Source organism: Pseudarthrobacter sp. Y6 (genome assembly GCF_050156205.1).
Taxonomy (GTDB): Bacteria; Actinomycetota; Actinomycetes; order Actinomycetales; family Micrococcaceae; genus Arthrobacter.
Genome location: NZ_CP189574.1, coordinates 3,396,551 through 3,421,299 on the forward strand (window position 1 = coordinate 3,396,551; position 24,749 = coordinate 3,421,299).

The following is a 24,749-nucleotide window of genomic DNA, read 5'->3' on the forward strand; positions in this document are numbered from 1 at the left end:
GCAACGCGGGGTCACTTACGGCCCATTGTGCAGTACATGATGGGCCGTAAGTGACCCCGCGTTGCTTCTTAAAGGGCGACCGCGGCTGCCACGGCGGCTTTGATGCGGGCGTGCAGGGCGCGGAGGCCAACCCGGTCCGTGCGGACTTCGATGATGCTGCGCCCCACGATGCGCTGGGCGAGCGCTTCGGCGAGACCCGCCGTCGTACTTACCGAGCAGTGCCCGACGCCGTACCCTGCGGCGAGTGCCGCGATGTCCACGGTGTGGGGGGTGCCGAAGAGTCGTTCGACGGCGTCCGTGTAGCGTCCCGATTCACGCACAGCCCCGTGCTCCAGCAGATCGAAGATGGCACCGCCAGCGTCGTTCAGCACCACGATCCGGAGCGGCGGCTGAACCTCGCCGGAACCGAGGAGCAGCCCGCCGGCGTCGTGCAGGAAGGTGACGTCACCCAGCAGAAGCGTGGTGTCCTGGCGGCCTCCGAGGGCGATTCCGGTGGCGGTGGAGATGGTGCCGTCTATCCCGGCGAGGCCGCGGTTGGCGTACACCGTTGCCAAGGGCTCGGCGGCGGGCAGGCCGGCCAGATCAACGTCGCGGATGCCGTTGGAGGAGCCGAGCATCAACTGGCCGCGGGCGTGCTGCCAGACCTGGGCACCCACGGATGGTCCGGTGGCGGCCGGCTCGGCGGCCAGGACGCCGTCGAGCGCGTGCTGCGCCGCGGCACCGGCCAGCAGCCAGGTATCCAGCCAGTCGGACGGGCCACGGCCTGCGAAATCCGCGAGGTCGGCGAGGTTCTCCAGCGGTAGTTCCGTGCGCCGGCCGGGCTGGTACCAGGCCACAGGGACGGGCTGGTACAGCGCGGACGGCACGTCGGCCCGCTCCAGAAGTGCGGCAACCGGCCGGGACAGCGTGGGCCGGCCGAACATCACCACCCGTTCGATGGGCTGTGCCGCCGTCGGTCCGAAGTGTTCCAGCAGCAGGCGGTACGGGCCCACGGCGTTGGGGCCGAAGCGGGCGTTTGAGGACGGTTCCGCGAGCAGCGGCAGGCCGTTCGCGCGGGCAAACGCCTCGGCGACGGGCCCGGCGTCGTGCCCTGCCAGCACCACGGTGCGCCTTTCCTCCAGCGACCCGGCGGCGGGCGGCAGGTTCATGGTGAGCGGGTCGGTACCGATCCGGAATCTGGGATGCCCGGCCGCCGGCGGAAGCCCCTCCCCCGGCCCGGGAACCAGCGGGTCTCGGAACGCCAAGTTCAGCTGGACGGGCCCGGGCGCGAGGTCGGAAAATGCGCCGGTGGCCGCAGCCAGTGCCGTTTCCACCGCGCGCAGCGGGCTGGTGCCGGCCGGGACGTCGGCGGCGAACCGTACGTGTTCACCGAACAGGTCCAGCTGGATGGTGGTCTGGTTGGCGCCGGTCCCCTGCAGCTCTTCGGGCCGGTCCGCGGACACCACCACCAGCGGAACGGCCGCGTGGTTGGCCTCCATGACGGCGGGCATGAGATTCCCGACGGCGGTGCCTGACGTGGTGAGGACGGCCGCCGGGGAGCCGGTGCACAGGGCAAGGCCAAGGGCCGTAAAGCCCGCGCTGCGTTCGTCGATCCGGACCAGGAGGTCCACGCGGCCAGCCGTTTCGGCCTCGGCGAGGGCGTAGGCCATGGGGGCCGAGCGCGAGCCGGGCGAGACCACCACGTACTGGACGCCGCCGTCGATCAGGGCGTCGACGGCGATCCGCGCGGCGGCGAGGGAGTTCAGGGTGTCCGGGGAAGTCTCAGAAGTCACCGAACCAGTCTGCCACCCCCGGACGCTCCCACCTCCCGGCGTTGCTCTATCACTTACAGTCCCTAAAAGACCGGAAAAGGGACCAAAAGTGATAGAGCAACGAGTGGGAGAGCGTCGGGAGGGGTGGGAGGAAGCTAACTCAGCTGCGGAAAACCTGGATCACGGACGGACGGGGCGCGCTCGCCTGGCCGGGTGCCGGCGTCGCGCCTGCCGGAACGTAGTCCGGGAAGAAGGAGTGCTGGTCCGCGAACGAGCCCTCCTCGCCCGGGTGCTGCACGGAGACGAACACGTTGCGCTCCTCGTCGTGAATGATGGGCCCACAGGTTTCAGCTTCGCGCGGCAGGGCCAGGAACTGCTCCACCTTGCCGCGTTCGGGTCCCTCCACGGTGACCTTGAACAGGCCGTCGGCCTTCTTGATCCCGGACGGGGCGCCGTCGGTGGAGATCCAGAGGTTGCCCACTGAGTCGAACGCGAGGTTGTCCGGGCAGGAGATAGGCGAGACCTGGTCCACCGGGAACCCGGAGAAGTAGGTGACGTCGCCCTGGGCCGGATCGCCGCAGACCATCAGCAGGTTCCACGTGAACAGTGTGGAGGTCTGGTCGCCGGTTTCGGTGATTTCCACGATGTGGCCGTCGCGGTTCTCGTTGCGCGGGTTGATCTCGGTAGCGCCTTCCTTGCCGGCCTTGCCGCGGTCCGAGTTGTTGGTGCACGCAACGTAGACCTTGCCGGTGAGCAGGCTGGGCTGAACATCTTCGCAGCGGTCCATCTTGGTGGGGCCCACCTTGTCCGCGGCGAGGCGGGTGTAGACCAGGACCTGCTCCAGGGTCATGTCCTTCACCATGGAAACACCGTCCACCACCAGCGGCAGCCATTCGCCGGTGCCGTCGAACGAACCGTCGGTCGGAACGGCTCCGGTGCCGGTGATTTCGGCAGCAGGCGAATTGCCCGTGAACTTGGCAACATACAGATCGCCCGCCGAGAGCAGGTTCATGTTGTGCTTGCGGTTACCCTCGATGTACTTGTCCTTCGAGACGAACTTGTACAGGTAGTCGAAGCGCTCGTCGTCGCCCATGTAGGCCACCACATGTCCGGAGTCCGCCACGATCACATTGGCGCCCTCGTGCTTGAAGCGGCCCAGCGCGGAGTGCTTCCTTGGGGTCGAGGTGGGGTCGAAGGGGTCAACTTCAACGATCCAGCCGAAGCGGTTGGATTCGTTCGCGTAGCCTTCGTTGCGGGTGTCGAACCGCTTGTCGTCAATTTCCCACTGGCGGACCGTAGGTTTGGTGGTCAGGCCGTAGCGCTTGTCTTCAGCGGACGTGCCCGGCGAAACGAAGTAGCCGTTGAAGTTCTCCTCGCCGGACAGGATGGTGCCCCACGGGGTGGTGCCGCCGGAACAGTTGCCCAGCGTGCCCTTGATCGAGCGGCCGCTGGGGTCCGCGACGGTCCTCACGAGCGAGGAACCTGCGACCGGGCCGGTCAGTTCATAGACCGTGCTGTTCAGGAAGCGGCGGTTCAGTTCAGCGCCCTTGACGTAGCTCCACGGCTTGGTGGTGTTCTTGCGCTCAAGCTCGACCACGGAGAGGCCGTGCGCAGCCTGGCCCACGGCCCGCATCTCGGCAGCCGGCATGGTGGCCGGGAACATGATGCTCTCATTGGTGTATTCGTGGTTCGCGAACAGCACCGCGCGGCGGCCCTTGGTGTCAGGGATCTCGAGGATGTCCGAGTAGTCGTTGTTGTAACCGAACTGCTTCTCCTGCGCGGCGGCCGTCTGGTTGTCCAGATCGAAGTCCGGCGTGCCGTGGAAGATCGGGTCACCCCAGCGGATCACCGGTTGCCAGGTGAAACCTTCGGGGACGGTGACGGCATCGACCGCAGCATCCACGGGCGGGATGGCCGTGAACTGCAGCTTGGACTTGCCGAAGCCTTCCTTCGCTGCCTTGGACAGACCGCCGGCAACTGCCGGTTCCGCGGAGGTAACGGCACTGCCGAGTACGACGGCGAGGGCACCGGCAGCGCCGAAGCCCAGGGCGGCGCGGCGGGACATCGTGGCGGACGCGATGTCGCGGAAGTAGCTGTTGGAGCTGGTGTTGCAGACATCGCCGGCGCAGGCATTGTCGCACTTCAAGGCGCAGGTGACGGCGCTGCGCTTGCCCTTGGTGTGGCCGAGCATGGGCAGCAGGGTGAACTTGCGGGCTGTCGTTTCAGACAAGGGGTGCCTCCAAATTTACGATCGGGTCCCGGCCACCCTGTCAGCCGGTTCCGACGCCCAGCCGTCCGCAGGTTGAAGTTCGGGTTAACCGGGGGTGACCTGCAGAAACGCGTAGACCCGTCGGAGCCGGTCCAGCCACCAGTCCCGGCGGTCCGCGGAAGCCGCATACTGCTCCAGCAGCCCAGCGTCGGCGGCGACCTCGCGGAGGCGGATGGCGCCGTCGTCGGCCACTAACGGATCCAGCGTGATATCCGAGGCGAACAGTGACACCGTCCCCAGCCCGCACGCGTAAGGCAACTGGGGCAGGGCAGCCGCCAAAGCCAGCCCGGCGCGGATGCCCACGGAGGTGTCCAGCGCCGAACTGACGACGGCGGGGAGCCCGGCCTGCGCCACGATGTCCAGCGCGCGGCGCACTCCCCCGAGCGGCGCGACCTTAACAACCAGCAGATCCGCCGCGCCGGCCCGCGCCACCTTGAGGGGATCGGATTCCTTGCGCACGCTTTCGTCGGCCGCAATCAGCACCGGCGTTCCGGCGGCGCGCAGCTGGCGGCGTACCTCGGCGAGCCCCTCGATGGTGGGCACCGGCTGCTCGGCGTATTCAAGCCCGACGGCGGCGAGCCGGTTGAGTGCCGACACCGCGGTGGGTACGTCCCAACCGCCGTTGGCGTCGACGCGGATGGCGGCGTCGGGCAGTGCGGCACGGACGGCGGCAACCCGGGCGGCGTCGTCGTCGAGCGTCTGCCCGTGCTCGGCAACCTTGATCTTGACGGCGTCCACCCGGCCGAACCGTGCCAGGACTTCGGGTACCCGGTCAGCGGAGACGGCCGGAACGGTGGCGTTGACGGGGATCACCGAACGGACCGGTGAAGGGAAGCCGTGCCAGCCGGCCTCGATGGTGGCGGCGAGCCAGCGGGAGGCCTCGGCGTCAGCGTATTCGGGGAACGGGCAGAACTCGCCCCAGCCGAGCGGGCCGCGCAGCAGCAGGGTTTCGCGTTCCATGATGCCGCGGAACTTCACCCGCATGGGCAGGCTGACCACATGCGCGGTGGCGAGCAGTTCGTCCAGGGAGGGGAAGGTGGCGGGCATGGATTCACTGTACAAGCACGCTAAATCCACTTGTTGTGTCTGAAGGTCCAGTAGAGCCCCAGCCCCATGGCAACCATCAGGCCCAGGGCAAATGGGTAGCCGAAAACCCAATTCAGCTCGGGCATGCTGGTGAAATTCATGCCATAAATGGTGCCCACCAGCGTGGGAGCAAACAGGATGGCCGCCCACGACGAAATGCGTTTCACCTGCTCGCTTTGGGCGAAGCTGGATTCGGTGAGCCTGCGCATTTCGTCGTTCTGCCGCTGCGCCACTAACGCCGCATTGACAGCTAGGGCGTTCTGCAGCAGTGCGCGGAAGGACGCCACCCGTTCATTCAGCCGGATCACGTGGTCCAATACGTCGCGGAAGTGGTCCTGCAGCTCGGGACCCGGTTCGCGCTCCGGCGTTCCGGCCGTGAGGGCCTGGAGTATGCCAACTAACGGACTGGTAGCGCGCTGAAAGGTGATGACCTGGCGGGAGAGCTCGTAGATCCGGCGCGACACGTCCGGATCGGCGCCGAAGAGTTCGTCCTCGATCTCGTCCACATCGTTCTCCAGCCCCGCGGCCACTGGTTCGTACTCGTCCACCACCTGGTCCAGGATCCCGTACAGCACGGCGTCCGGGCCCAAAGCGAGGAACTCCGGTGTGGACTCCATCCGGTGGCGCACCCTTGCCAGGTCCGGCGATTCGGCGTGGCGGACGGTGATCACATAATCGGCGCCGACAAAAACGTGGATCTCGCCAAAGTCCACTTTCTCCACATCGTCGAGGTAGCGGGCGGGGCGGAGCACCAGGAAGACGCATTCACCGTAGTGCTCCAGCTTGGCCCGCTGGTGTCCGGCCAGGGCGTCCTCCACCGCGAGGGGGCTCAGGTCGAATTCCTCGGCCACCGACCTGAGTTCCTCGGGGTCCGGGCGGTACAGTCCGATCCACGCCATTCCTTCGCGCTGTCTCAGGACGAAGTACGTCTCGTCCAGGCCTTCGGGGTCCGCCGTCCTGACCCCGTCCACGTACACCGCGTTATCGATGATGGTCATGGCCAGCCCTTCCTGTCAGAACGTCGCTTGACCCCAGTGTTCCTTTCCGACTCCCAGCCGTCCAGCAGTGCGGGCAGGCGGGCGTCGAGGAAGCGGCACCCCCACTGAGGTGGCAGCGTTGGCCCGCTGTTTACGCGTTGTGTTGCTGCCCCTAGGCTGGAGTTCCAGGTGGAATCCAAGAAGGTGGGTATGGTCGTGGCGGAAGGAACGAAGGCTGATCCTTGGGAGCTGGTGACGGCTCCGGGATCATCTGAGTACACGATGTACCGGGATCCTGACGCGGACCCTCCGACGCTGGTCTGCCAGGTGGGCTCGACCACGTTGAAGTACCATCTTCAGGCCGTTGAGGACCTCCACTCGTGGCTGCTCGAGCAAGGTGACTGGGTTCCGCTGGGGGCTGCCGATGAAAGTAAGCCCGCGCCGGAGGACAGCGTCGAGGCCTGGGGCCGGGACCCGGCCAACCCCGTGGGCGGCTGGTACGGGCTGCGGAAGGGCTATCGCGGCCGGCTTGGGATGTATCTCCCGCCGCTCCTGGAAGCCCTGGGCCTAGCCGAACTCACGCACGAGAAGCGGAACAACACAGTACGGGCCCTGCCGAAACCCTGACCTTTCGCGCCCGAACCCTAGGGTGGAGGCCTTGACGGCAGCTTGCAACCGGACACTCAACAGTCACGGCCTCACCCGGAGTGCAGGTACTTCTGCAGGAGATATGTGGTCTGCCGGGCGCAGCGAATGATCTGACGCAGGCGGTCCGCTGCCAGCCTCGGCAGCACCCGGGCAGGCTCAATGTCGATGCTCTCGTGGCGAAGGGCCCGTTCCAGGTCCATGGCAAGTTCGGCCAGGCGCTCCGCGCCTACCATCTGACTGGAAGTCTTGAGGCTCAGGACCGCATCCATCGCACCGGTCAGGTCCCCGGTGGTCAGGGTCAGCCGCAGCTTGTCAGTCCTGTGAGGCAGGTGCTCGATGAAGTTCTGCACGAAGACCTTCCACACACCGTCATCTTCCTCGAGCTCTGTCCGCAGCCTTTCCAGCACTGCCTGATCCAGAAGGGGCACATCGATGTGCTCGTCCTGCGCCATGACTGTCCTTCCGCTAGACGGGGCTATGACCTATCCCTTGAAATGCGTTGACGGGGTTCCCCCTGACAGATCCTCCAGAAGGGATTCCGCCAGCACCCGGACCTTGATGTTTCGGTGGCTGGAGGCCGTAGCGAGAATGTTGAAGGCCTCCTCATAGGAGCACTGGTTCTGCCCCATGATTACCCCGCAGGCCACGTCGATTGAGGTCCGGCTGCGGAGCCTCCCGGTTCCAGCGGAAGCGGCACAGACACCACCGATCGGTAGCTGGCATCCCGGAGCGGACGCCAGTACCCGGGCCATCGAGTATCCCTGGAATAGTCGTTGGCGATAATGGCCAATTTCCCAGCCAATGCCTGCGAGACCGGTCCGTCACCACTTCCTCGCTGACTGCGCGGAAATCCAACAGAAACCCGGAAGATGCTGCCTCGGCGGCTTCACTCTCAGGCGTGAGCCCACTTTTCCCACACAGGGAGTCGGCCTCGCCGGGCTGGCCCGCCCCGGACCGGACACGGTGGTGCGCGCGTAACTCCAAACTCATGGCCACCCCCAAAGCCGACGTACTCGACGTCCCGCAGGATCCTCAATCGACGCTACATGGAAGGGGAGATGGAAAGCATGCGTAGTGTGTACTCGTTTTTCGGACTCAACGACACTCGGAGCAGATGATCCTTCCAATGCATATCCATATGGGTATATAATCGCGGTATGGCACGGGCGGCAACAACGGCAGATGCGTTCAACGCGGTGGCTGAGCCCCGCCGTCGGGAAATCCTGGACGCCCTCACCCAAGGCGAGCGCCCGGTCAACGAGCTGGTGGACCTCCTGGGCCTGGCGCAGCCGCACGTATCACGGCACTTGCGGGTCCTGCGCGAGGTAGGTGCCGTCGTCGTGCGTGACGAAGGCCGGCAGCGGCTCTACCGGCTCAATCCGCAAGCCCTCAAGCCCATCCACGACTGGGTGGCCAGCTACCAGCACCTCTGGGAGGAGCGCTTCAACCTCCTGGAGGACGTCCTGGAGGACGTGCTGGAGGACCTCAAAGAAGAGCACTGAAAAGGAGCAGGACAATGGCACAGGCAAGCAGCAGCACCATGGACGTGACGTTCCCCAGCGACACGGAAATCCTGATCACGCGGACCCTCAACGCACCCCGGCACCTCGTCTACCGGGCCTGGACCACGCCGGAGCTCGTCAAGAAATGGTGGCCCGGCCGTCGGGGTGAGATGACCGTGGCGGCAATGGACTTCCGCGTGGGCGGCGCGTGGCGGTACGTCATGATGGCGCATGGCGAATTCGACGTCGCCTTCCACGGGACGTACCGCGAGATTGTGCCCAACGAGCGGATCGTCCACACGGAAGTCATGGAGATGCCGGGCACCGCGCCGGACAGCGAGGAGGGCGCCGTGCTCAATACAGTCACATTTGACGAGGCCGACGGCGGCGCTACCACCGTGCGGATCCGCACCGACGCGGGCAGCAAGGAAGTCCGGGACATGATTGCGCAGTCCGGCATGGAAGGCGGCGTGCGCGAACAGTTCGAGATCATCGAGGAGCTGGCGGCGTCCCTCGCCTGAGGCGCGCCTCTCCCACAAGTAAGTAGCAGCACATGTCGTTGTGAGCCTCCAAAACGACATCTGCTGCTACTCAGTTGGGCGGTTGTTACACTTTGCGGTGTGATTTCCCTGAAGCATGCGTCCTGGTTCGACGTGCACCCGTGAGCGCCCCGGCACAGGTGGTCAACGCCCGGGTGTCTACCGCTCCCCTGTACGCGGCCGGGTTCGTCACCGCGTTCGGCGCCCACAGCATCGCCGCGGGCCTGGGCGCGCAGAGCGAGAACATCGGCCTGACGCTGCTCAACCTGGGCATCATGCTCGCCCTCTACGACGTGTCCGAGGTCTTCCTCAAGCCCGTCTTCGGGGCCCTGAGCGACCGGATCGGGACCAAGCCCGTCGTCGTCGGCGGCCTCCTGGCCTTTGCGGTGCTGTCGCTGTTCGGCCTCTGGGCGGCGGATCCCCTGATGCTTGGACTGGCACGGCTGGGGCAGGGCGCCGCGGCTTCGGCCTTCTCGCCGGCGTCGTCCGCGATGGTTGCGCGGCTGGCGGCGGGCAAGAAGGCCGGGACCTATTTCGGCCGGTACGGTTCGTGGAAGAGCCTGGGCTACGTCATCGGCCCGCTGCTGGGGGCGGCCCTGATCCTCACGGGCGGGTTTGCCCTGCTGTTCGGGGCCCTCTCGGTGCTGGCGGCGGCCACTGCCGTGTGGGTGCTGGTGTCCGTTCCCCATCTGGCGCCACTCCCCCGGCAGCGATACACCGTTCTCGACCTTGCCCGTCAGGTCACCGAGCGGCGCTTCCTGGTTCCTACGCTGGTGCTGGCGGCCTCGACGGGAGCGCTCGGCGCGGCGATCGGATTCGTTCCCGCCCTGGCCACCCGGCACGGCCTTGGCCCGGTTGCCGGCACGGCCGCGGTCAGTGTACTGGCCATCACCTCGGTGCTCACCCAGCCCTGGATCGGCAAGCTGCGTGACGCTCACCGCATCAGCGATAACCGAGGGACGACGGCGGGACTCCTCCTTACCGCCACGGGCGTCGCACTCCTGGCGCTCATCCCGGGTCCGGTCACGCTGTTCATTGCCGCGGCAGCCATTGGGGCGGGAGTTGGCCTGGCAACACCGCTCGGCTTCGCGCATCTGGCCGACACCACGCCGCCGGAGCGCATGGGCCGGACCATGGGTTCGGCGGAGCTCGGCCGCGAACTCGGCGACGCCGGCGGGCCGCTGCTCGTGGGCGGCATCGCCACCCTCACCGCCCTGCCGCTTGGCCTCGGCGCCCTGGCCCTGCTGGTCGCGGCAGCCAGCCTCCCGCGCCTCCCGGACGCACCCTCCCCGCCCACGTAGGTAGCAGCAGGTGTCGTTTTGAGCCCCCAAAACGACACCTGCTGCTACCAGTGGGGTGAGGGCGCCGCCACAGATAGGTCCGGGCACACCTCACACGCGTTAGGTAGACTGCAGGAAATACCGCACGCCGGAGGTAAGCACAGCATGAACCGCAAAGCCACAGCACTCGACGTCGCCAAGCTCGCCGGGGTGTCCCGCAGCGCGGTGTCGCTGGTCCTGAACGGGCGCGGCGACGGGAATGTGGCCAAGGAGAGCCAGGCCCGGATCCGTGAAGCGGCGGCCACGCTGAACTACACGCCCAACGCCATCGCCGTGAGCCTGCGGAACCGCCGGTCGCGGATCATCGGGATCGTCTCGGACCAGGTGGTCACCAGCCCGTTCGACGGCAACATCATTGCCGGCGCGGACGCCGTGGCCAGGTCCCAGGGTTTTGTCACCGTGGTGATGGATACGGAGCTGGACGAGACCCGTGACGAAAGTGCGGTGGCCACGCTGCTGGACCGCCAGGTGGACGGGCTGATGTATGTCACCGTGGGACTGCGCCCCCTGCACGTCCCGCTCAACATGCTGCGCGTGCCGTCGGTGCTGGCCAACTGCTTCGATGACCGTCCCGAGGCAGGCGTTCCCGCCGTCATTCCGGATGAGGTCCGCGGCGGCCGGGAGGCGGCAACGCACTTGCTGGAGCTTGGCCACCGGGACATCGCGTTCCTCGCCGGTGACAGCATCACGCCCGCCGCCCCGCGCCGGATCCAGGGTCACCGGGACGCCCTTGAAGCCGCCGGGTTGCCGGTGCGGCCGGGCCGGATCCTCCAGGTGGGCTGGGACATCGATGCCGGGTTCCACGGCGCCATGAAGCTCCTGGACGGCGTGGCTGCGCCGGAACGGCCCACCGCGATCGTGTGCGCGAACGACCGCCTTGCGATCGGCGTGGTGCTCGCGGCCAACCGGCTGGGCCTGGCCATCCCGCAGGACCTCTCCATCATGGGCTACGACGACGAATTCCGGATCGCCTCCACCATGGTCCCGGCGCTCACCACCATGGCCCTCCCGCTGCGGGAGATGGGCGCCGCCGCCATGACCGGGCTCCTCCGGGAATTGTCGGAGGAACCGGAGGATAACGACGACGACGACGCCCCCGGCCAGACGCTGGTCCCCTGCCGGCTCGTTGTGCGCGAGTCAACCGGCCAGGTCCCCGCCGGCCGGGCCTGACCCGCGCCCTACTGAGGCTGTTCCAGCTGCCAAACGTCCGCAGCCGCACCCTCGGGAAGCCGCAGCAGCCACCGCTCGCCGGGCGCCGGATAGGCGCGCAGCGTGGTGGCCACCGTACCGCTCCGGTACACCTCCACCAGGGACGCGTCCACAAACACCCGCAGCTCCTCCCCCGCGGCCAGCGCCCCGCTGAACACCACTTGACCGCCCTCCGCCGGGGAGTCGGCTCCAGCGTCCGTTGATCCAACAGCCACCAGGGAAAGTTCGACGACGGCGTCCGCGGCCAGCGCTGCCGGCCCACCGCTCACAACGGCCTCGGCATACAGCGGCAGCTCAACGCTCCCGGCAACCTGCGAAGCCAGTTGCGCGCCACGGTAGGCATCCATCTCCGGCGCGGGTGCCACCGCCAGGGAACCGTCCACCACGGACAGAATTCGCGGATGGGTGAGCACCCCGGCCCAGCCCGCGGCGTCGATCTCGGCCTGGCTGCGGCCCCGGCGGCCGTCCCGCCCCGGCCCTTCATTGGCCCAGCCCCACAGCAGCGCCTTGGGCTCCGAAGCGCCGGGACCACCGGCAGCTCCGGGACCGGATAAGGTGTCCGCAAGCTGCACGATCTGCGGCGCGTAGAAGTCGCGGCCCAGGTCAGACTTTCCGCCGGTCTCCGGGAAGAACACAGGGAGGCCGGTGGCAGGGTCCTCGGTCAGGGAGCCGATGAGGTGGCCTACCCCGTTGGCGTGCTCGTGGTCGTCGCCGGAGAGCCACAGCGAAAACATCATCACCCACGCGTCCCCGCCGGAAGCGGACGGCACCCGCACCAGCTGCGGGCACTCCCAGATCTCGGCCGGCGTCTGAGCAGCAGCGATCGGGTTTCCCGACGTGAGCCAGATGCCCTGGTACTTCCAGTCGGACAGGTCCTCCACCGAGTAAAGCAGGAGCGCCGCGTGGCCGGAGGCCAGCCCGGCGCCTTGCACGGCGTAGCGCTTGCCGTTGAAGCGGAAGATGAAGGGGTCGCGGACCGCCGTGACCATGGGGTCGGCCGGCATTGACGCGGCAACGTGCCCGTCCTGGGACCACTCGATGAGGTCCGCCGAGCCGCGGGAGATGACCACCTGGGAGTGTCCGCCGTCGCCGCGGACGCCGGAGTACGCGGCGGTGGGGACACCGCCGTCGTCCGTCACCACACCGGTCCAGCAGCCGTACTCGTCCGGCCCGCCGTCCTGGGGGCGGAGCGCCACGGGGTGTCCCTCCCAGCGGACCAGGTCCGCCGAGCTGAGGTGGCCCCAAGCGATCTTATGGTGCCGGGCGGACGCAGGGTTGTACTGGAAGAAGACGTGGTAGCGGCCGTTAAGGTGGCTGATGCCGTTGGGGTCGTTGATCCAGCCCTGGGCGGGGCGGGGGTGGAAGTGCGGGAACGCGGGGTCGGGGTGGGCGGCGGCGAGGCGGGCGAAGTCGGCGGCGGCGAGGTCCGGGGATGACATGGAGATAATCCTTTCAGAAGTGGAGGTTATTTGCCGCTGCCGGCGGTGAGGCCGTTGTCGCCCCGCCCGGGAATATCGGTTCCGGAGAGCCGGGGCCACGACGCCACCGTTGCTCCCATAATTCCTGCTCCCAGGGCACCCAGGGCGGTCCGGCGTGAGATTTCACGCAGGCGGCCAGTTGTGGCACCGGTCATGTCAATGTCCTTCTTAACACGTGTGAGGTAGCTTAGAACGCCGGCCTAACACGTGTCAAGTGTCACATTTGGCCGGCTGGCGTCCTCACCGGCCCGCCCTCGGTGCACGCCGCAAAAGTTACGCAGTTAGGTCAGCGCGGGCCACGAGGCAACCGTGCGAGTCCTCCCAGTTTTCTGTGACACCCTTAACTGATGACCATTCCACGCCAGGCACCACCGCGGACCTCTGCCCGCCCCACCCCGGGCTCCGGCTTTATGTTCGCGTTCGCCTGGCTCGCCTGCGTTGTCGGTCTGATCGCCACCTACTACTACTTCGTCCATACCACCACGGGCCAGTTCATCGACGAGTCCGCGCTGGTTGAGGCCGTGGACATTCATGGACCTGCGGGTAAGGCAGCCACCGAGTTCCTGGACTGGCTGCCCACCATCTCACTGGTGGTGGCCGCCGTCGTGGTCCTGTTTGTCACAGTGATCCGACGACGCTGGTCTGCTGCAGGGATTGCGGTCACCGCGTGCATCGGGGCGAATATCGCCACGCAGATCCTGAAGGAAGTGCTGCCTGCGCGCCCGGACAAGGGCGTGGTGACGCTGGAGCTGAACTCGCTGCCGTCCGGTCATACCACGCTGGCGGCGTCGGCTGCGGCGGCGGTGTTCCTGATGGCTTCGCCGCGGTGGCGTCCGCTGGCCGGTTTTGTGGGCGGGACCTTCGCGATAGCTTCCGGGGTTTCCACGCTGATCAACCAGTGGCACCGCCCGGCCGACGTCGTAGCAGCCTTCCTCCTGGTGGGCGCGTTTATGATCCCCGCCGGCTGGCTGATCATGCGCAATGGCGCCGAATGGAATCTGTGGGACGGCTTCGGCGAGCACGTGGGCTCGGCGAAAATCTGGCTCACGCTGCCGGTGGTGATCGGCTTGGCGTCCGCGGCTGTGGCAGTGTATTCGCTCGCCAGGATCGCGTCCGGGCCGCTGCAGGAAGACAGCACCACCAACTACTTCTGGGCCGGGATCTCGCTCATCGTGATCGCCGGATACCTGGCCACCGTCGCCACCACGTCGCTGTTCGCATACGCCGCACGACGGCGGAACTCGCAGGGGCGCTGACCGCGCCCCCGCCGTCGGGCGCCGTCGTGCGCCGTTACGGGCCCTTAGCGTCATCCTTGCCGATGTTCTGAGTCCCTACGGGCTCGACTTCGTTTCTGTTGGCCCGTCTGTTGGTCAGCCAGGTGATAACCCAGGCGGACTCCGCAATTAATCCAACAAATGGATGGCATTTGGCCCTGACCTGCGAAAACACAAGTAACCTTGACAAAATCTTGAGGAATTACGCGGGTATAAGTTGCGTCTGGTCGGGAAAAGTGGCTTCTTGCCAGCCCACGTGAGTCTGGTATTCACGGTCGGCCCACTGGGGGGCGGCTGGCCCTCCTGGGGTGGGCAACGTCGAAAAGGATTCTTCTCATGGGCATCAGCATGAAAACCACTTCCGGCAAGATTCTGGCTTCCGTCGCACTGGTGGGCACCGCCGCTGCAGTCGCCGGCATGGGCACCTACGGTTCTTTCACCTCCACCACGTCCGCCAGCCAGGCAGTCACCGCCGGCACGGTGGTCATCGACCTTGGCGCCGGCGCATCCAACACCTTGGCCGTCCCGGTCACCGGACTCCTGCCGGGCGACTCCGTGGAGAAGTTCGCGACTCTGACGAACTCCGGCAACTCCGCCCTGAACAACATCACGCTCACTGCGAGCACCACTTCTCCGACGTTCCTTACTTCGGACACCACGAAAGGCCTGCAGCTGACAATCGAATCCTGCAGCACTGCCTGGACCGTTGTCGCCGCGGCCGCGGACACCTGTTCCGGCACCACTACCACGGTCCTGGCCAAGAGCCCTGTGATCGGTGCAAACAAGGCGCTGGCCGGACTTGCCTCCCTCGCCACCAGCGGCGCTGACAACCTGAAGGTCACCACTACCTTGCCCCCCACCGCGGACAACACGTTCCAGGGCCTGACCAGCACCATCGACTTCGCCTTCACTGGAACCCAGCGCACCGAAACCGTCAAGTAACAGGTAGGCCAGGCACCACTCCCTGCAGCACTATCCCGACTCACGTGAGGGCTGAACAGCGATGAGCGCAGTAACCGATTTTGCCCCGGCACCTGCTGTCGCCGCGGAAACTGAGCCGTCCCTGCACCGCCTTGCCCCGGGCGGCGGCGCCGGGACTTCCATCCCTGCACCTTCCACTGTCCAGGGCAGCACTGTCCCAAGAAGCACAGTCCCAAGGAGCATCAGTTTTCCGGCAAGCAGCAGTGTCCGGTCCAGCCGCTTCAAGGCCGCCGCGCGGCGGACGGTCAGCGCCCTCACCACAGCACTGTTCGTCGCCGCGGTGGCAGCGTTCCTGCTCCTCGCCGTCGGCCCCCGGGTCCTGGGCTACCAGACGTCCACCATGCTCACCGGTTCCATGGCCCCGCTGATCAATCCGGGCGACGTGGTGGTGACGGCACCTACCGCCGTCAGCGATATCCGGGCTGGTGACATCATTACCTACCACATCCCGGTCGAGGACCACCGAATGGAAACCCACCGCGTCACCGAGGTACTCACCAGTGCGGACGGGACGACGGCAGTGCGGACCAAAGGTGACGCCAACAACGGCGTGGATCCTTGGACCGCAACCCTCAACGGAGCGACCGTTGACCGGCACGTCCTCACGGTCCCCTACGTGGGTCAGGTCATTCGCACCCTGCGCCAGCCGGTAGTCCTCAACACTCTGATGTATGGGGCTCCCGCCGTCCTGGTCATCGGGCTATTGACGACGATCTGGCGCAAAGACCCGGAACCAGCAGTCAGTGAGTAGCCGCAGTTGGACTGCCGGCAGGCTGGTGCGTGCCATCGGCGTTACGCTCGTCGTCATTCTTGGCCTGACGCTCGCACCCCCAGCAAGCGCCTCCTTCAAGGCTGTCAGCCAAGCGTCAACAGGCTTTTCTACGGCCACTTTGATGGTTCCAGCCAATTTCCCGGTGACCGCTGTCTGCCCCAAGGTTCAGGGCCAATTTCGCTTGAGCATCTCGGTGCCGTCAAACTATCCGGCTGTGCATCCTGCCAATTATCTCGAGCTAAGGGTTTACGGTCCCGCAAGCCCGCCTTCAGCTGGAGTCCTGAAGCACACGGGCAGCCTCAGCACACCGGCCGGACGAACATACGAGCCGGCGCCTATGCCCAACAATGTTGGCAACGACACGGTCTGGACCTACGAGGTTTGGGCGGAATACAGAGTCTCAGGAACGTCGAACTTCTGGCGGTCCGTCGTTCCCAAACGAGGCACAGTCACCTGCGTCTGACCCTTAGTAACTCCGCCGCTGCCTCAAGCGCGGCAGCACAACCGCGAACACACCGGCCGCGGCCAACCCAAGGACACCGGTAGCTGAGACCCCAGCGCCGAGGGTGGCCAGCGCCGTGACGCCGGAGAGCAGGACGGGCCCGCCGGTGGATCCTGCGTCGGCAATGAACCGCCACAGTCCCAGGAACTGGCCGCGGCCACGGTCGGGCGAGAAGTCGGCGCCGAGCGTCATGATCAGGCCGGAGCTGATGCCGTTGCCGAACCCGATAAGCAGCGACGCCAACAACAGCCCGGCAAACGAAGCAGTGAGCGGAATCAGCAGCATCGTGATGCCCATGATGATGGTGGAAGGGATGGCCACGAACAGCCTGCCGCGACGGTCCGTCACCTTGCCGGCGGGGTAAAACACCAGCATGTCGATCGCTCCGGACAGCCCATAAATCACCGAAGCCTGGGCCGGATCCATCCCCAGATGGTCCGCCCACAGCGGGATGACGACCTGGCGGGACGCGCGCAGCGCGCTGAGCAGCAGAACCCCGACTCCCAGCGTCAGGAAGACGCGGGCATGCGACACCGCCACATTCCGCAGCGTCGGCTCCGGACCCTGTGTCCGCCGTCGGGCGCTGGCGGGACCACCAGATCCGGGATGGTGACCGCCAAAACGGCGGCGCTGGAACTGCAGAAGGTTACGCGCGGACCGGCGACGCGGATGCCCGCCGGGGCGCATACGCCTCATCGAGGATCGCAAGGGCAACGTAGCGATCCGGGAAGTCACCGTCACTGAAGCATTCGCTGACGGAAGAGTCGCCATCGCGGCGATCGCCCTGGATCTGCATGAATCCCCGCCACGCGCGAACGCAGCGCTGGACGGCTTGTCATCCAGGAGCTGCTGGGTGCCCGAGCCGCGGAAGCGCGACGGCGAACACGCCAGTCGTAGCAAACCCCAGAACGCCGCGGCGGGGCCCTCGCTCCGAGGGCCAAAAGTGCATCATGTCAGAAGCGTGGAACCGATATTGTCTTGCAATGCGGCCAGTGTTGCAAGACAATAAAGCGATGGGGATCGTCTGGGCGGCCAGCGCAGATAAACATGGCATCGACCATGAGGATGCCCTGAATGCCATCCTCAATCAGACCTACCATGTACAGCATTTCGATGAACCTCGAGTCGGTTCGGGCAAAAGGCCAGACCTGTTTATCGGCCCTACTCGGGACAGGAGCAGGATCCTTGAGGTCATGGCGGTCATCACGCCTCCGAACGACATCCTGATCTTCCACGTCATGGAAGCCCGCAGGAAAATCCTGGACATCGCAGAAAGGCAGGCTGGCAAGTGAACGAAACAAAAAAAGCCCAGGCACCCGAGGACCTCGATCCCGAGGAGCAGGCCCGCTATGCAGAGTTGGCGGCCTGGGCGGAGACCGCAGACATCGGGCCCGACGCCCGCATCAGCAAGGCCGACGGTCCGGACGTGGGCCGCTCCCTCCTCGAGGCTGCGCTTGGCTCCCCCGAAGCAGTCAGACGCGCCGTCGGCAAACCCTCACTCAGCGCCAAAGGAACATCGCCGTCCCGTTCCCTCAGGCTGCCGGAGGACATGGATGCAAAGCTCGTTGAGCAGGCGCAAAAGGAACACCGGAACCCCTCGGCGATCATCAGGGATGCCCTGGCCGAATATCTCGCCAAAGCTTCCTGAGTAAAGGTCAGTAATTCCGCCGGTGCCTCAGCCGCGGAAGCACAACCGCGAACACACCAGCCGCGGCAAACCCCAGGAGGCCGGTGGCTGAGACCCCAGCGCCGAGGGTGGCCAGCGCCGTCACGCCGGAGAGAAGGACCGGCCCGCCGGTGGATCCTGCGTCCGCGATGAACCGCCACAGGCCCAGGAACTGGCCGCGGCCACGGTCCGGCGAGAAGTCGGCGCCGAGGGTCATGATCAGCCCGGAGCTGATGCCGTTGCCGAACCCGATCAGCAGTGACCCCAACAGCAGCCCAGCAAAGGACGCCGACAAAGGAATCAGCAGCATCGCGATGCCCATGATGATGGTGGACGGGATGGCCACGAACAGCCTGCCGCGTCGGTCCATCACCTTGCCGGCCGGATAAAACACCAGCATGTCGATCGCGCCGGACAACCCGTAGATCACCGAAGCCTGGGCCGCATCCATCCCCAGATGGTCCGCCCACAGCGGGATGACCACCTGGCGCGACGCGCGCAGCGCGCTGAGCAGCAGGACCCCCACACCCAGCGTCAGGAACACGCGGGCATGCGAAACCGCCACATTCCGCAGCGTCGGCTCCGGACCCTTGTGGCCGCCGTCGGGCGCTGGCGGGACCACCAAGTCCGGGATGGTGACCGCCAAAACGGCAGCCGCAGCCATGCCCGCCACCCCCACCCAGTACGCTCCGGCGATCCCGGCGAACTGCATCACGCCGGCACCAATGAACGGCCCCGCAAAGACGCCGATCCTGCTGACCCCGCCCAGCGTCGACAGCGCCCGCGCCCGGAACTGGACGGGCACGGCCTCGGTGAGGTACTTCTGCCGCGCCAGGCTGAAAACGCTCGCGGCCATTCCGACGACGATCATCGCCACCGCCAGCAGCCACAGTCCGTTGGGGATCAGGGAGGACATCGCGGCGGCCGCGAGCGCCAGGGCGCCCACCGCGGCGGCGCCGACGATCGACCAGCGTTCGCCGAACTTGAGCGTGATCAGGGACGCGGGCAGGTTGAAAAACCACGAACCGAGCCCGATCAGGGTGACGATCAGCGCGGAGACCGCCACCGATGCACCGAGGTCGCGGGCGGACAGGACCACCACCGGAAGGACCGCACCTTCGCCGATGCAGAACAGCAGGGCCGGCCCGAATGCGGGTATGGCGATGCTTCGGAAATTAAAGGGCTGCGGGGATCCTGGCGAAGTCATCAGATTTATCTTATGCCCGCGGGAAATTCCCCAGCATTCAGGGGGTCACAAGAGGCTCCGCGAGGACTAACGTTTGCCTTGTGGGGCGCTGCCGCCTGCCCCTCACAGCCAAGGAGGTCTCATGGGTGAAGTATGGATCCGCACCATCAGCAACAGTTTGGTCCGGGCCGACAAAGTCACGGAAATTGCATCCACCCGCGGGTCCCTGCATGAGGACCAGGGTTTTGCGCTGAAAGTCATCGTGGACGGCAAGGCCCACGTCGTAATTGACGACAGCGACCTGCCGGGCACGCTTCCCGAACGGCTGGAGCACGCTCAGCATCTTGAGGATGCCCTGCTGTTCGCCCTTGACGAGGCCCGCGACGCCGACGCGTCCATGGTGGTCTTCTTTGTTCCGGAGAGCGACCGGTGGGCACTCGCCGCGGCGGCGGAACTGGCCGGCGGGATTCCCGCCGTCGGATAACCCGCGACGGCGGCCTCCTCTAAAGCGCGAACGGACAGTTAAGCCCCTTCTCCAAGCGCGAACAGGCAGCTGATGACGCCAAATCCGGGATTTGAGGTCATTAGCTGCCAGTTCGCGCTAAGTGGTGCGGGGTCAGGCGGCGACGTGGCTGAACTCGGCGGCCTTGGCGGTGGCACGGCGGGGCGGGAGGATGCTCAGCGTGCACCGGGTCTGCTGCGGGTCAATCCTGGCGGGCAGGTGATGCGTCTCGGAGCAGAGCTGAAGCTGCCGCAGGGCTTCGGGATCGACGCGGGCGTTCCGCACGTCCAGTTCCAGGTCCAGGTTTTCCTTCAGCGCGTTTGCGCGTTTCACCACAACGTAGAGGGCCTGGATGCTGTGCACGGTGACGTGGCCTTTGGCGAGGACCTGTGCCTTCGCGTGGTCGAGATCTACACGGACAAGAATGCTGAGCTTATCGGACAAGATGATCATGCCTTCCTTGCGTGGCTGCGACGCTGCAGCCGGGGAGGCCGCGACGCTGCGGCCAATGGCCGTTTTTCTACAGCCTCATTCAGAGTAGGCAAGGAATGTGATGTGCGCAACATTCGGTCGCATATATGTCCAGCCACCCCGCGTCTGCCCGGCCATCCGCGTCAGGATCCGCCCGAGGGGTGACTAGACAGATTTAGTCACAGACAATTCACCGCGCAGGAACCTACTGACAGGTAATTGGAATAAGTTGACATACTGCCCTAGCCTGAGGGTGTCATTGCTTTGGGGGCCAGCGGGACGCCACACATGGATTCGCTGGACAGACCGGGCAGCAAAACACGATTTCGGTCTCACAGCAAAGGTCTCAGCCATGAAAACCCCCTCCCCACTCACCCGCAAAATCGCAGTGCTCGCCGCCGGGCCGCTGGCGATCCTGGTGGCCGGTGGCATGGTCTGGCAGGGCTCCCAGGCTGCCTTCACCGCCTCCACCCGCAACTCCGGCAGCGCCTGGAGCACCGGCAACGTGGTTCTCACGGACGATGACCTGGGGGCGGCCGCCTTCACGGTGGAGAACATCGTGCCTGGCCAGACCGGCCAGAAGTGCATCGTGGTCACCTCCCAGTCAAACGTCGCGGGCGAGGTCAGGGCCTACACACAGAACCTGATCACCTCCAAGGGCCTGGAGAACCGGATCTTCTTTGACCTGGAGCAGGGCACCGGCGGCTCCTTCAACGACTGCACGGGATTCACGCCCACCACCAACACGGTCCCTGAACTGCCCATCTCCACGCTGGCCTCCGTCAACCGCGACTTCGCCACAGGCGGCGCACGGTGGGAGACCGCCGGCACGCCCGGGGAAACCCAGAGCTACCGCGGCACGTGGCGGTTCGACACCACCGGCCTGAGCCAGGACGACATCAACGCCCTGCAGGGTGCCCGCGTGGGGATTGACCTGGTGTGGGAGCTCCAGTCGGACGAGTCGCCAGCACCGGCCGCACCGTAGCCGAGACGCTGGGGCATAAAGCAGAACTGTGAACCGGGAGGAACCCGGGTCCGCCCGGGATTCCTCCTGGTGGGACCCGCTGTTTTCCGCTGACGGCTGGGCGCTCTTTGTGGCGTCCACCCTGTCGCGACTGTATCTGGGCGTGGTGCTCAGCCTTGCCCTGATCGCGGTCCTGCCTGCCCTGCTGGGCTGGCACGGCACCGTGGTCCAGAGCGGTTCCATGGAGCCGCACATCAGCGCGGGCGACGTTGTCCTCGCGGCCGCGTTCGGTTCCGATCAGCGCGTGCCCGTGGGCGGCGTCATGGAGTTCACCAGCCCGGCGGAGGCCGAGCCGAGCGGCGTGGAAAAGACCCGCCTGCACCGGATCGTCGCCGAGAACCCGGACGGCAGCTTCGTCACGGCCGGGGACGCCAACGCCGAGGTGGACAGCATCCCGCTGGAGCGCGGGCAGATCACGGGCCAGGGCAGGCTCCTGGTCCCGTCGATCGGGCTCCCCGGTTTGTGGCTGGGCCTGGGCAACCTTCCGGGTTTGGCCTTGTGGTCAGTGCTGACGCTGCTCGCCGTCGTCGCCGCCCTTTTCGGCGGGCGTCCCGCAGGGCAAGCAGAACAGACGGACGACGGCGGCACTCCCCCTCCAGCCCACCGCACCAAGTCGCACCGAACCAGGTCCCACCGCAGTAATTCACTTCGCCTCCGAGCGGGCAGCGCTCTGGGCCTCGTTGCGGCGCTGGCGGCCCTGGTCATTGCCGGCGCCACCGTTTTCTCCTCGGCCGCCTTTACCGCCAGCACGGCAAACGCCGCCAACACCTTCGGCACGGCCGCCGACTGGAATCCACCGAGCGTGAGCCTGGCCAACCCCGAAGCCACGGTTAAGGGCGCCGTCGTCCTTACCGCTGACGCATCCGACGCCGAATCCGGCCTCCGCAGCGTCACCATCGAATACCAGCGTGCCGGGGCCAGCACCTGGACGGTCCTCTGCACGCCCGCCGCCCAGCCCTACACGTGCAACTGGAACACCGCGTCCGTAACGGACGGCAGCTACAGCCTCCGCGCCGTGGCCACCGACAACGCAGGCTTTACCACCACCTCGGCCATTGTGGAAACACGGGTGGCCAACACGTTCGCCGTCGTCAATGCCGATCCGGGCGAGATCCGGCGCGGCACGGTCAGCCTGTCCACAATCCTGTTCAATCCCCCCGGCCTCATCAGTGCCGTGCGCGTGGAATACTCCGTAGCCGGAGCCAACAAATGGAACACCCTCTGCCTCAACCTGATTGCCCCGTACAACTGTTCCTGGGCCACCGGCGCCTTCGCCAACGGCGAGTATGACCTCCGCGCTGTGGCGTTGTCCGGGCTCAGCAGCACGTACTCCGAAACGGTGGCCGGCGTCCTGGTGGACAACGCGGCACCAACGGCCAGCATGGTGGACCCAGGAACACCGCTGAGTGGAACCAGGACCTTCACGGCCACCGCCACGGACGCCCACTCAGGCATAGCCCAGGTGCAGATCCAGTACGCCCGGACCGGCACCAGTACGTGGCTACCCCTCTGCACGGCAGACGTGGAGCCGCACTCCTGCCGGTTCGATACCACATCACTGACCAGCACCAGTGCCAGCTACAGCTTCCGCGCTGTGGCAACCGACGCAGCAGGCAACAGCACGCTGTCGGCAGCCGTCACCCGAGTGGTGGACAACACCGTCTCCTCCGTGTCCGTCGAAAACCCGGGCGCCTACCTGACCGGCACGGTCACCCTGAACGCGGCAGCGAACTCAACAGCCGGCGTCGGGAGCGTGCGGATCCAGGCGGCCCCGGCCGGCACCACCACTTGGACCACGCGCTGCACCCTCGCCGTGGCTCCGTTCTCCTGCGCCTGGAACACGTCCACTGTGCCGGACGGGCTCTACGATGTCCGCGCCATCCTCACCGACGGCGCCGGCAAACAGACTATTTCCGCCACCGTAACCGGACGCCGGGTGGACAACAGCCCCCTGCGCGCAGCGGACATTCAGGCAGCAAACGGCTCAGGCGCCGTCGGGAAGATGGATGCCGGGGACGCGCTGAGCTTCACGTACAGCCAGCAGGTCAACCTCGCCACCGTCACCCCCGGCTGGGCCGGCGCCCCGCTCCCGGTGACGGTGCGGCTGCGCGACGGCAATGTGTCCGGCCTCGGCCTGGGCAACAACGGCGATACCCTGGACATCCAGCGGCCCGGCAGCACCGTCAACCTGGGCGCGGTCAACACCAAGTCCAACTTCGTCAAGAACAAGAAAACTGTCACCCTGAACGCGACCATGACTGCCACTACCGTGACCGCCGGCGGCGTGCCGCGCACCGTAGTGACGGTCATGCTGGGCAGCGTGGCAAGCGGCGGCGGGAGTCTGTGGACGTCGTCCACGGCGGTCGCCATGGTGTGGAGCACGACGGCGTCAGTCGCCACGAGCGCGGGCGTCGCCTCATCCACGGCCCCAGCCACCGAGACAGGGACGCTGGACCGGGACTTCTGACGGATCCGGCGGTTGAGCCTGTCCCCCGGTGGTTGAGTCTGTCGAAACCCAGGACGGAGCAGCCACTCCCTCAGTTCAGGGTCCGGCGGGCTGTTTCACCGTTCAGCAGGTCAGTTGCCCGGGCGGGGACCAGTTCACCCAGGAATCCGATGCTGCCCTCCGCACGCGTCGTGGCCGCCGCTCCGGCCACGGCCTCCAGGGCAGCCGCAGCGGTGGTCCTGGCATCATCGGCGTCCGAACCACAGGATACAAGCACCGCGCAGCCGGTGGAAGCCGGGCACACGACCCTGAACAGGCCCGGGGGGACGGCTCCTCGCTTCGCCGAAGGCTCCCGCACCGCGGCCCAGGAAGCGGCCAGAGCGGCATCGTCAGCCGTATAGTCATTAACGATTCGGTAAGAAACAGCCCGCACGTGATTCCTGTCCTTCTTCCTTCTGCTAGTTTCAGCGGAGTCGCGCCCTGCAACGCCGGACGGAAAGGATCTCGTGACAACGTTAAGGACACCGCCACGAGAACCTGCGGCCCAGCCGGGCACCAAAGCCCCGCTGAGTAACGGGTGGCTCCCTTGGAACTGAGCGTGCACCTGGACACCAATGCCCTGGAATTTGTGTCCTCCAAAGTGGAGGGCCCGATCAGCATCATCGCGCACCCACCCAGGCTGCAGGCCGCCGAGGAGTACGGGGCCAGCCTCACGTCCACGATCGAAGCCCGCGAATTGCCGGCAGACCACCAGCCCCTGTTCCTGGATGTGGTTATCGACACCGCCAACAAATTCGAAGCCGGCCTGCCCGTGCATGGCGTCATACGGCACGGATACCGGGTCCTGGAAGCCCACGGCCCTGCGGCGCCGAACACCATCGCCGCCGTGCTCCTGCACATCCGGGACGTGACAGGCCTCTTGCCCCACCTCTACTTCACCAGGTCCGGCGACAACCGCCTTGTCAGCCTCCTGCCGTTCCGGACCCGGAGTGAAGGCAAAGTCGCCCGCATCACCCGGGAGCTGTTGGCCGCTGCTGAACACGATGCCAGCAAACGACCCGGAGTGCACGACGATTGATTCCTGCCCTTCAAAACGATTGACGGAGGACCTCTGAGCAGTAGGTGG

The 24,749-nt window shown here is 66.4% G+C and carries 25 protein-coding genes and 1 pseudogene; 14 read left to right on the top strand and 12 right to left on the bottom strand.

Annotated features, from left to right (window positions below):
- Nucleotides 1-68: 68 nt before the first annotated feature.
- From menD to ACQCSW_RS16290, 4 genes are all read right to left on the bottom strand, one after another.
- Nucleotides 69-1,772 carry a 2-succinyl-5-enolpyruvyl-6-hydroxy-3-cyclohexene-1-carboxylic-acid synthase gene (menD, locus tag ACQCSW_RS16275; RefSeq protein ID WP_426987495.1) on the bottom strand — a complete coding sequence of 568 codons (1,704 nt, stop codon included), beginning with the start codon at nt 1,770-1,772 and terminating at the stop codon, nt 69-71.
- Nucleotides 1,773-1,911: 139 nt separating this feature from the next.
- Entirely contained in the window at nt 1,912-3,981 is a 2,070-nt protein-coding gene (locus ACQCSW_RS16280; protein ID WP_426987497.1) for a PhoX family protein, read from the bottom strand.
- 84 nt (nt 3,982-4,065) lie between these two features.
- Nucleotides 4,066-5,067, bottom strand: a complete 1,002-nt coding sequence (locus ACQCSW_RS16285; RefSeq protein ID WP_426987499.1) for an o-succinylbenzoate synthase — start codon at nt 5,065-5,067, stop codon at nt 4,066-4,068.
- Between the two features lie 20 nt (nt 5,068-5,087).
- Nucleotides 5,088-6,104 (bottom strand): magnesium and cobalt transport protein CorA, encoded by a 1,017-nt coding sequence (locus tag ACQCSW_RS16290; protein ID WP_426987501.1) that lies wholly within the window; start codon nt 6,102-6,104, stop codon nt 5,088-5,090.
- Between the two features lie 195 nt (nt 6,105-6,299).
- Here ACQCSW_RS16290 and ACQCSW_RS16295 point away from each other — a divergent pair, with 195 nt between their 5' ends.
- A complete protein-coding gene (locus ACQCSW_RS16295) occupies nt 6,300-6,710 on the top strand; it encodes a DUF6855 family protein (RefSeq protein WP_426990719.1) in 411 nt (136 codons plus the stop codon).
- 71 nt (nt 6,711-6,781) lie between these two features.
- On the opposite strand, the gene ACQCSW_RS16300 is transcribed toward ACQCSW_RS16295, so the two are convergent.
- Nucleotides 6,782-7,183 carry an Hpt domain-containing protein gene (locus ACQCSW_RS16300; RefSeq protein WP_426987503.1) on the bottom strand — a complete coding sequence of 134 codons (402 nt, stop codon included), beginning with the start codon at nt 7,181-7,183 and terminating at the stop codon, nt 6,782-6,784.
- A 30-nt stretch (nt 7,184-7,213) separates the two neighbouring features.
- Nucleotides 7,214-7,483, bottom strand: a complete 270-nt coding sequence (locus ACQCSW_RS16305) for an ANTAR domain-containing protein (RefSeq protein WP_426987505.1) — start codon at nt 7,481-7,483, stop codon at nt 7,214-7,216.
- 405 nt (nt 7,484-7,888) lie between these two features.
- On the opposite strand from ACQCSW_RS16305, the gene ACQCSW_RS16310 reads away from it, so the two are divergent.
- From ACQCSW_RS16310 to ACQCSW_RS16325, 4 genes are all read left to right on the top strand, one after another.
- Nucleotides 7,889-8,233: an ArsR/SmtB family transcription factor gene (locus ACQCSW_RS16310; RefSeq protein WP_426987507.1), complete on the top strand. Its 345-nt coding sequence runs from the start codon at nt 7,889-7,891 to the stop codon at nt 8,231-8,233.
- 14 nt (nt 8,234-8,247) lie between these two features.
- A complete protein-coding gene (locus tag ACQCSW_RS16315; protein WP_426987509.1) occupies nt 8,248-8,754 on the top strand; it encodes an SRPBCC family protein in 507 nt (168 codons plus the stop codon).
- Nucleotides 8,755-8,894: 140 nt separating this feature from the next.
- Nucleotides 8,895-10,073, top strand: coding sequence for an MFS transporter (locus ACQCSW_RS16320; protein WP_426987511.1), 1,179 nt, complete (start codon nt 8,895-8,897; stop codon nt 10,071-10,073).
- Between the two features lie 144 nt (nt 10,074-10,217).
- Entirely contained in the window at nt 10,218-11,282 is a 1,065-nt protein-coding gene (locus ACQCSW_RS16325; protein ID WP_426987513.1) for a LacI family DNA-binding transcriptional regulator, read from the top strand.
- Nucleotides 11,283-11,290: 8 nt separating this feature from the next.
- On the opposite strand, the gene ACQCSW_RS16330 is transcribed toward ACQCSW_RS16325, so the two are convergent.
- Together ACQCSW_RS16330 and ACQCSW_RS16335 are read right to left on the bottom strand one after the other, a co-directional pair.
- Nucleotides 11,291-12,760: a glycoside hydrolase family 32 protein gene (locus tag ACQCSW_RS16330; RefSeq protein ID WP_426987515.1), complete on the bottom strand. Its 1,470-nt coding sequence runs from the start codon at nt 12,758-12,760 to the stop codon at nt 11,291-11,293.
- Between the two features lie 26 nt (nt 12,761-12,786).
- On the bottom strand, nt 12,787-12,954 hold the full coding sequence (locus ACQCSW_RS16335; protein WP_426987517.1) for a hypothetical protein: 168 nt from the start codon (nt 12,952-12,954) through the stop codon (nt 12,787-12,789).
- A 192-nt stretch (nt 12,955-13,146) separates the two neighbouring features.
- Between ACQCSW_RS16335 and ACQCSW_RS16340 the strand changes: the two genes are divergently transcribed.
- The 3 genes from ACQCSW_RS16340 (at nt 13,147) to ACQCSW_RS16350 (ending at nt 15,805) form a co-directional block, all read left to right on the top strand.
- Complete coding sequence (locus ACQCSW_RS16340) at nt 13,147-14,055, top strand: phosphatase PAP2 family protein (protein WP_426987519.1); 909 nt, start codon at nt 13,147-13,149, stop codon at nt 14,053-14,055.
- A 354-nt stretch (nt 14,056-14,409) separates the two neighbouring features.
- A complete protein-coding gene (locus ACQCSW_RS16345; RefSeq protein WP_426987521.1) occupies nt 14,410-15,015 on the top strand; it encodes a TasA family protein in 606 nt (201 codons plus the stop codon).
- 61 nt (nt 15,016-15,076) lie between these two features.
- Nucleotides 15,077-15,805, top strand: a complete 729-nt coding sequence (locus ACQCSW_RS16350; RefSeq protein ID WP_426987523.1) for a signal peptidase I — start codon at nt 15,077-15,079, stop codon at nt 15,803-15,805.
- A gap of 487 nt (nt 15,806-16,292) precedes the next feature.
- On the opposite strand, the pseudogene ACQCSW_RS16355 reads toward ACQCSW_RS16350, so the two are convergent.
- Nucleotides 16,293-16,963 (bottom strand): annotated as a pseudogene (locus tag ACQCSW_RS16355) (MFS transporter); the annotation flags it as partial.
- A gap of 315 nt (nt 16,964-17,278) precedes the next feature.
- Between ACQCSW_RS16355 and ACQCSW_RS16360 the strand changes: the two are divergent.
- Entirely contained in the window at nt 17,279-17,620 is a 342-nt protein-coding gene (locus tag ACQCSW_RS16360; protein WP_426987525.1) for a hypothetical protein, read from the top strand.
- Complete coding sequence (locus ACQCSW_RS16365; protein WP_426987527.1) at nt 17,617-17,976, top strand: ribbon-helix-helix protein, CopG family; 360 nt, start codon at nt 17,617-17,619, stop codon at nt 17,974-17,976. Before ACQCSW_RS16360 ends, ACQCSW_RS16365 begins: the two co-directional genes overlap by 4 nt.
- 7 nt (nt 17,977-17,983) lie before the next feature.
- On the opposite strand, the gene ACQCSW_RS16370 is transcribed toward ACQCSW_RS16365, so the two are convergent.
- Nucleotides 17,984-19,201 (bottom strand): MFS transporter, encoded by a 1,218-nt coding sequence (locus tag ACQCSW_RS16370; protein WP_426987529.1) that lies wholly within the window; start codon nt 19,199-19,201, stop codon nt 17,984-17,986.
- Nucleotides 19,202-19,322: 121 nt separating this feature from the next.
- Here ACQCSW_RS16370 and ACQCSW_RS16375 point away from each other — a divergent pair, with 121 nt between their 5' ends.
- On the top strand, nt 19,323-19,664 hold the full coding sequence (locus tag ACQCSW_RS16375; RefSeq protein WP_426987531.1) for a hypothetical protein: 342 nt from the start codon (nt 19,323-19,325) through the stop codon (nt 19,662-19,664).
- Between the two features lie 132 nt (nt 19,665-19,796).
- On the opposite strand, the gene ACQCSW_RS16380 is transcribed toward ACQCSW_RS16375, so the two are convergent.
- On the bottom strand, nt 19,797-20,135 hold the full coding sequence (locus ACQCSW_RS16380) for a hypothetical protein (RefSeq protein WP_426987533.1): 339 nt from the start codon (nt 20,133-20,135) through the stop codon (nt 19,797-19,799).
- Nucleotides 20,136-20,505: 370 nt separating this feature from the next.
- On the opposite strand from ACQCSW_RS16380, the gene ACQCSW_RS16385 reads away from it, so the two are divergent.
- Together ACQCSW_RS16385 and ACQCSW_RS16390 are read left to right on the top strand one after the other, a co-directional pair.
- Nucleotides 20,506-21,138 (top strand): hypothetical protein, encoded by a 633-nt coding sequence (locus ACQCSW_RS16385; RefSeq protein ID WP_426987535.1) that lies wholly within the window; start codon nt 20,506-20,508, stop codon nt 21,136-21,138.
- Between the two features lie 28 nt (nt 21,139-21,166).
- Nucleotides 21,167-23,644, top strand: a complete 2,478-nt coding sequence (locus tag ACQCSW_RS16390) for an Ig-like domain-containing protein (RefSeq protein ID WP_426987537.1) — start codon at nt 21,167-21,169, stop codon at nt 23,642-23,644.
- A gap of 70 nt (nt 23,645-23,714) precedes the next feature.
- Here ACQCSW_RS16390 and ACQCSW_RS16395 read toward each other — a convergent pair whose 3' ends face one another.
- Entirely contained in the window at nt 23,715-24,056 is a 342-nt protein-coding gene (locus ACQCSW_RS16395) for a hypothetical protein (RefSeq protein WP_426987539.1), read from the bottom strand.
- Nucleotides 24,057-24,200: 144 nt separating this feature from the next.
- Between ACQCSW_RS16395 and ACQCSW_RS16400 the strand changes: the two genes are divergently transcribed.
- Complete coding sequence (locus ACQCSW_RS16400) at nt 24,201-24,701, top strand: hypothetical protein (protein WP_426987541.1); 501 nt, start codon at nt 24,201-24,203, stop codon at nt 24,699-24,701.
- Nucleotides 24,702-24,749: the final 48 nt, after the last annotated feature.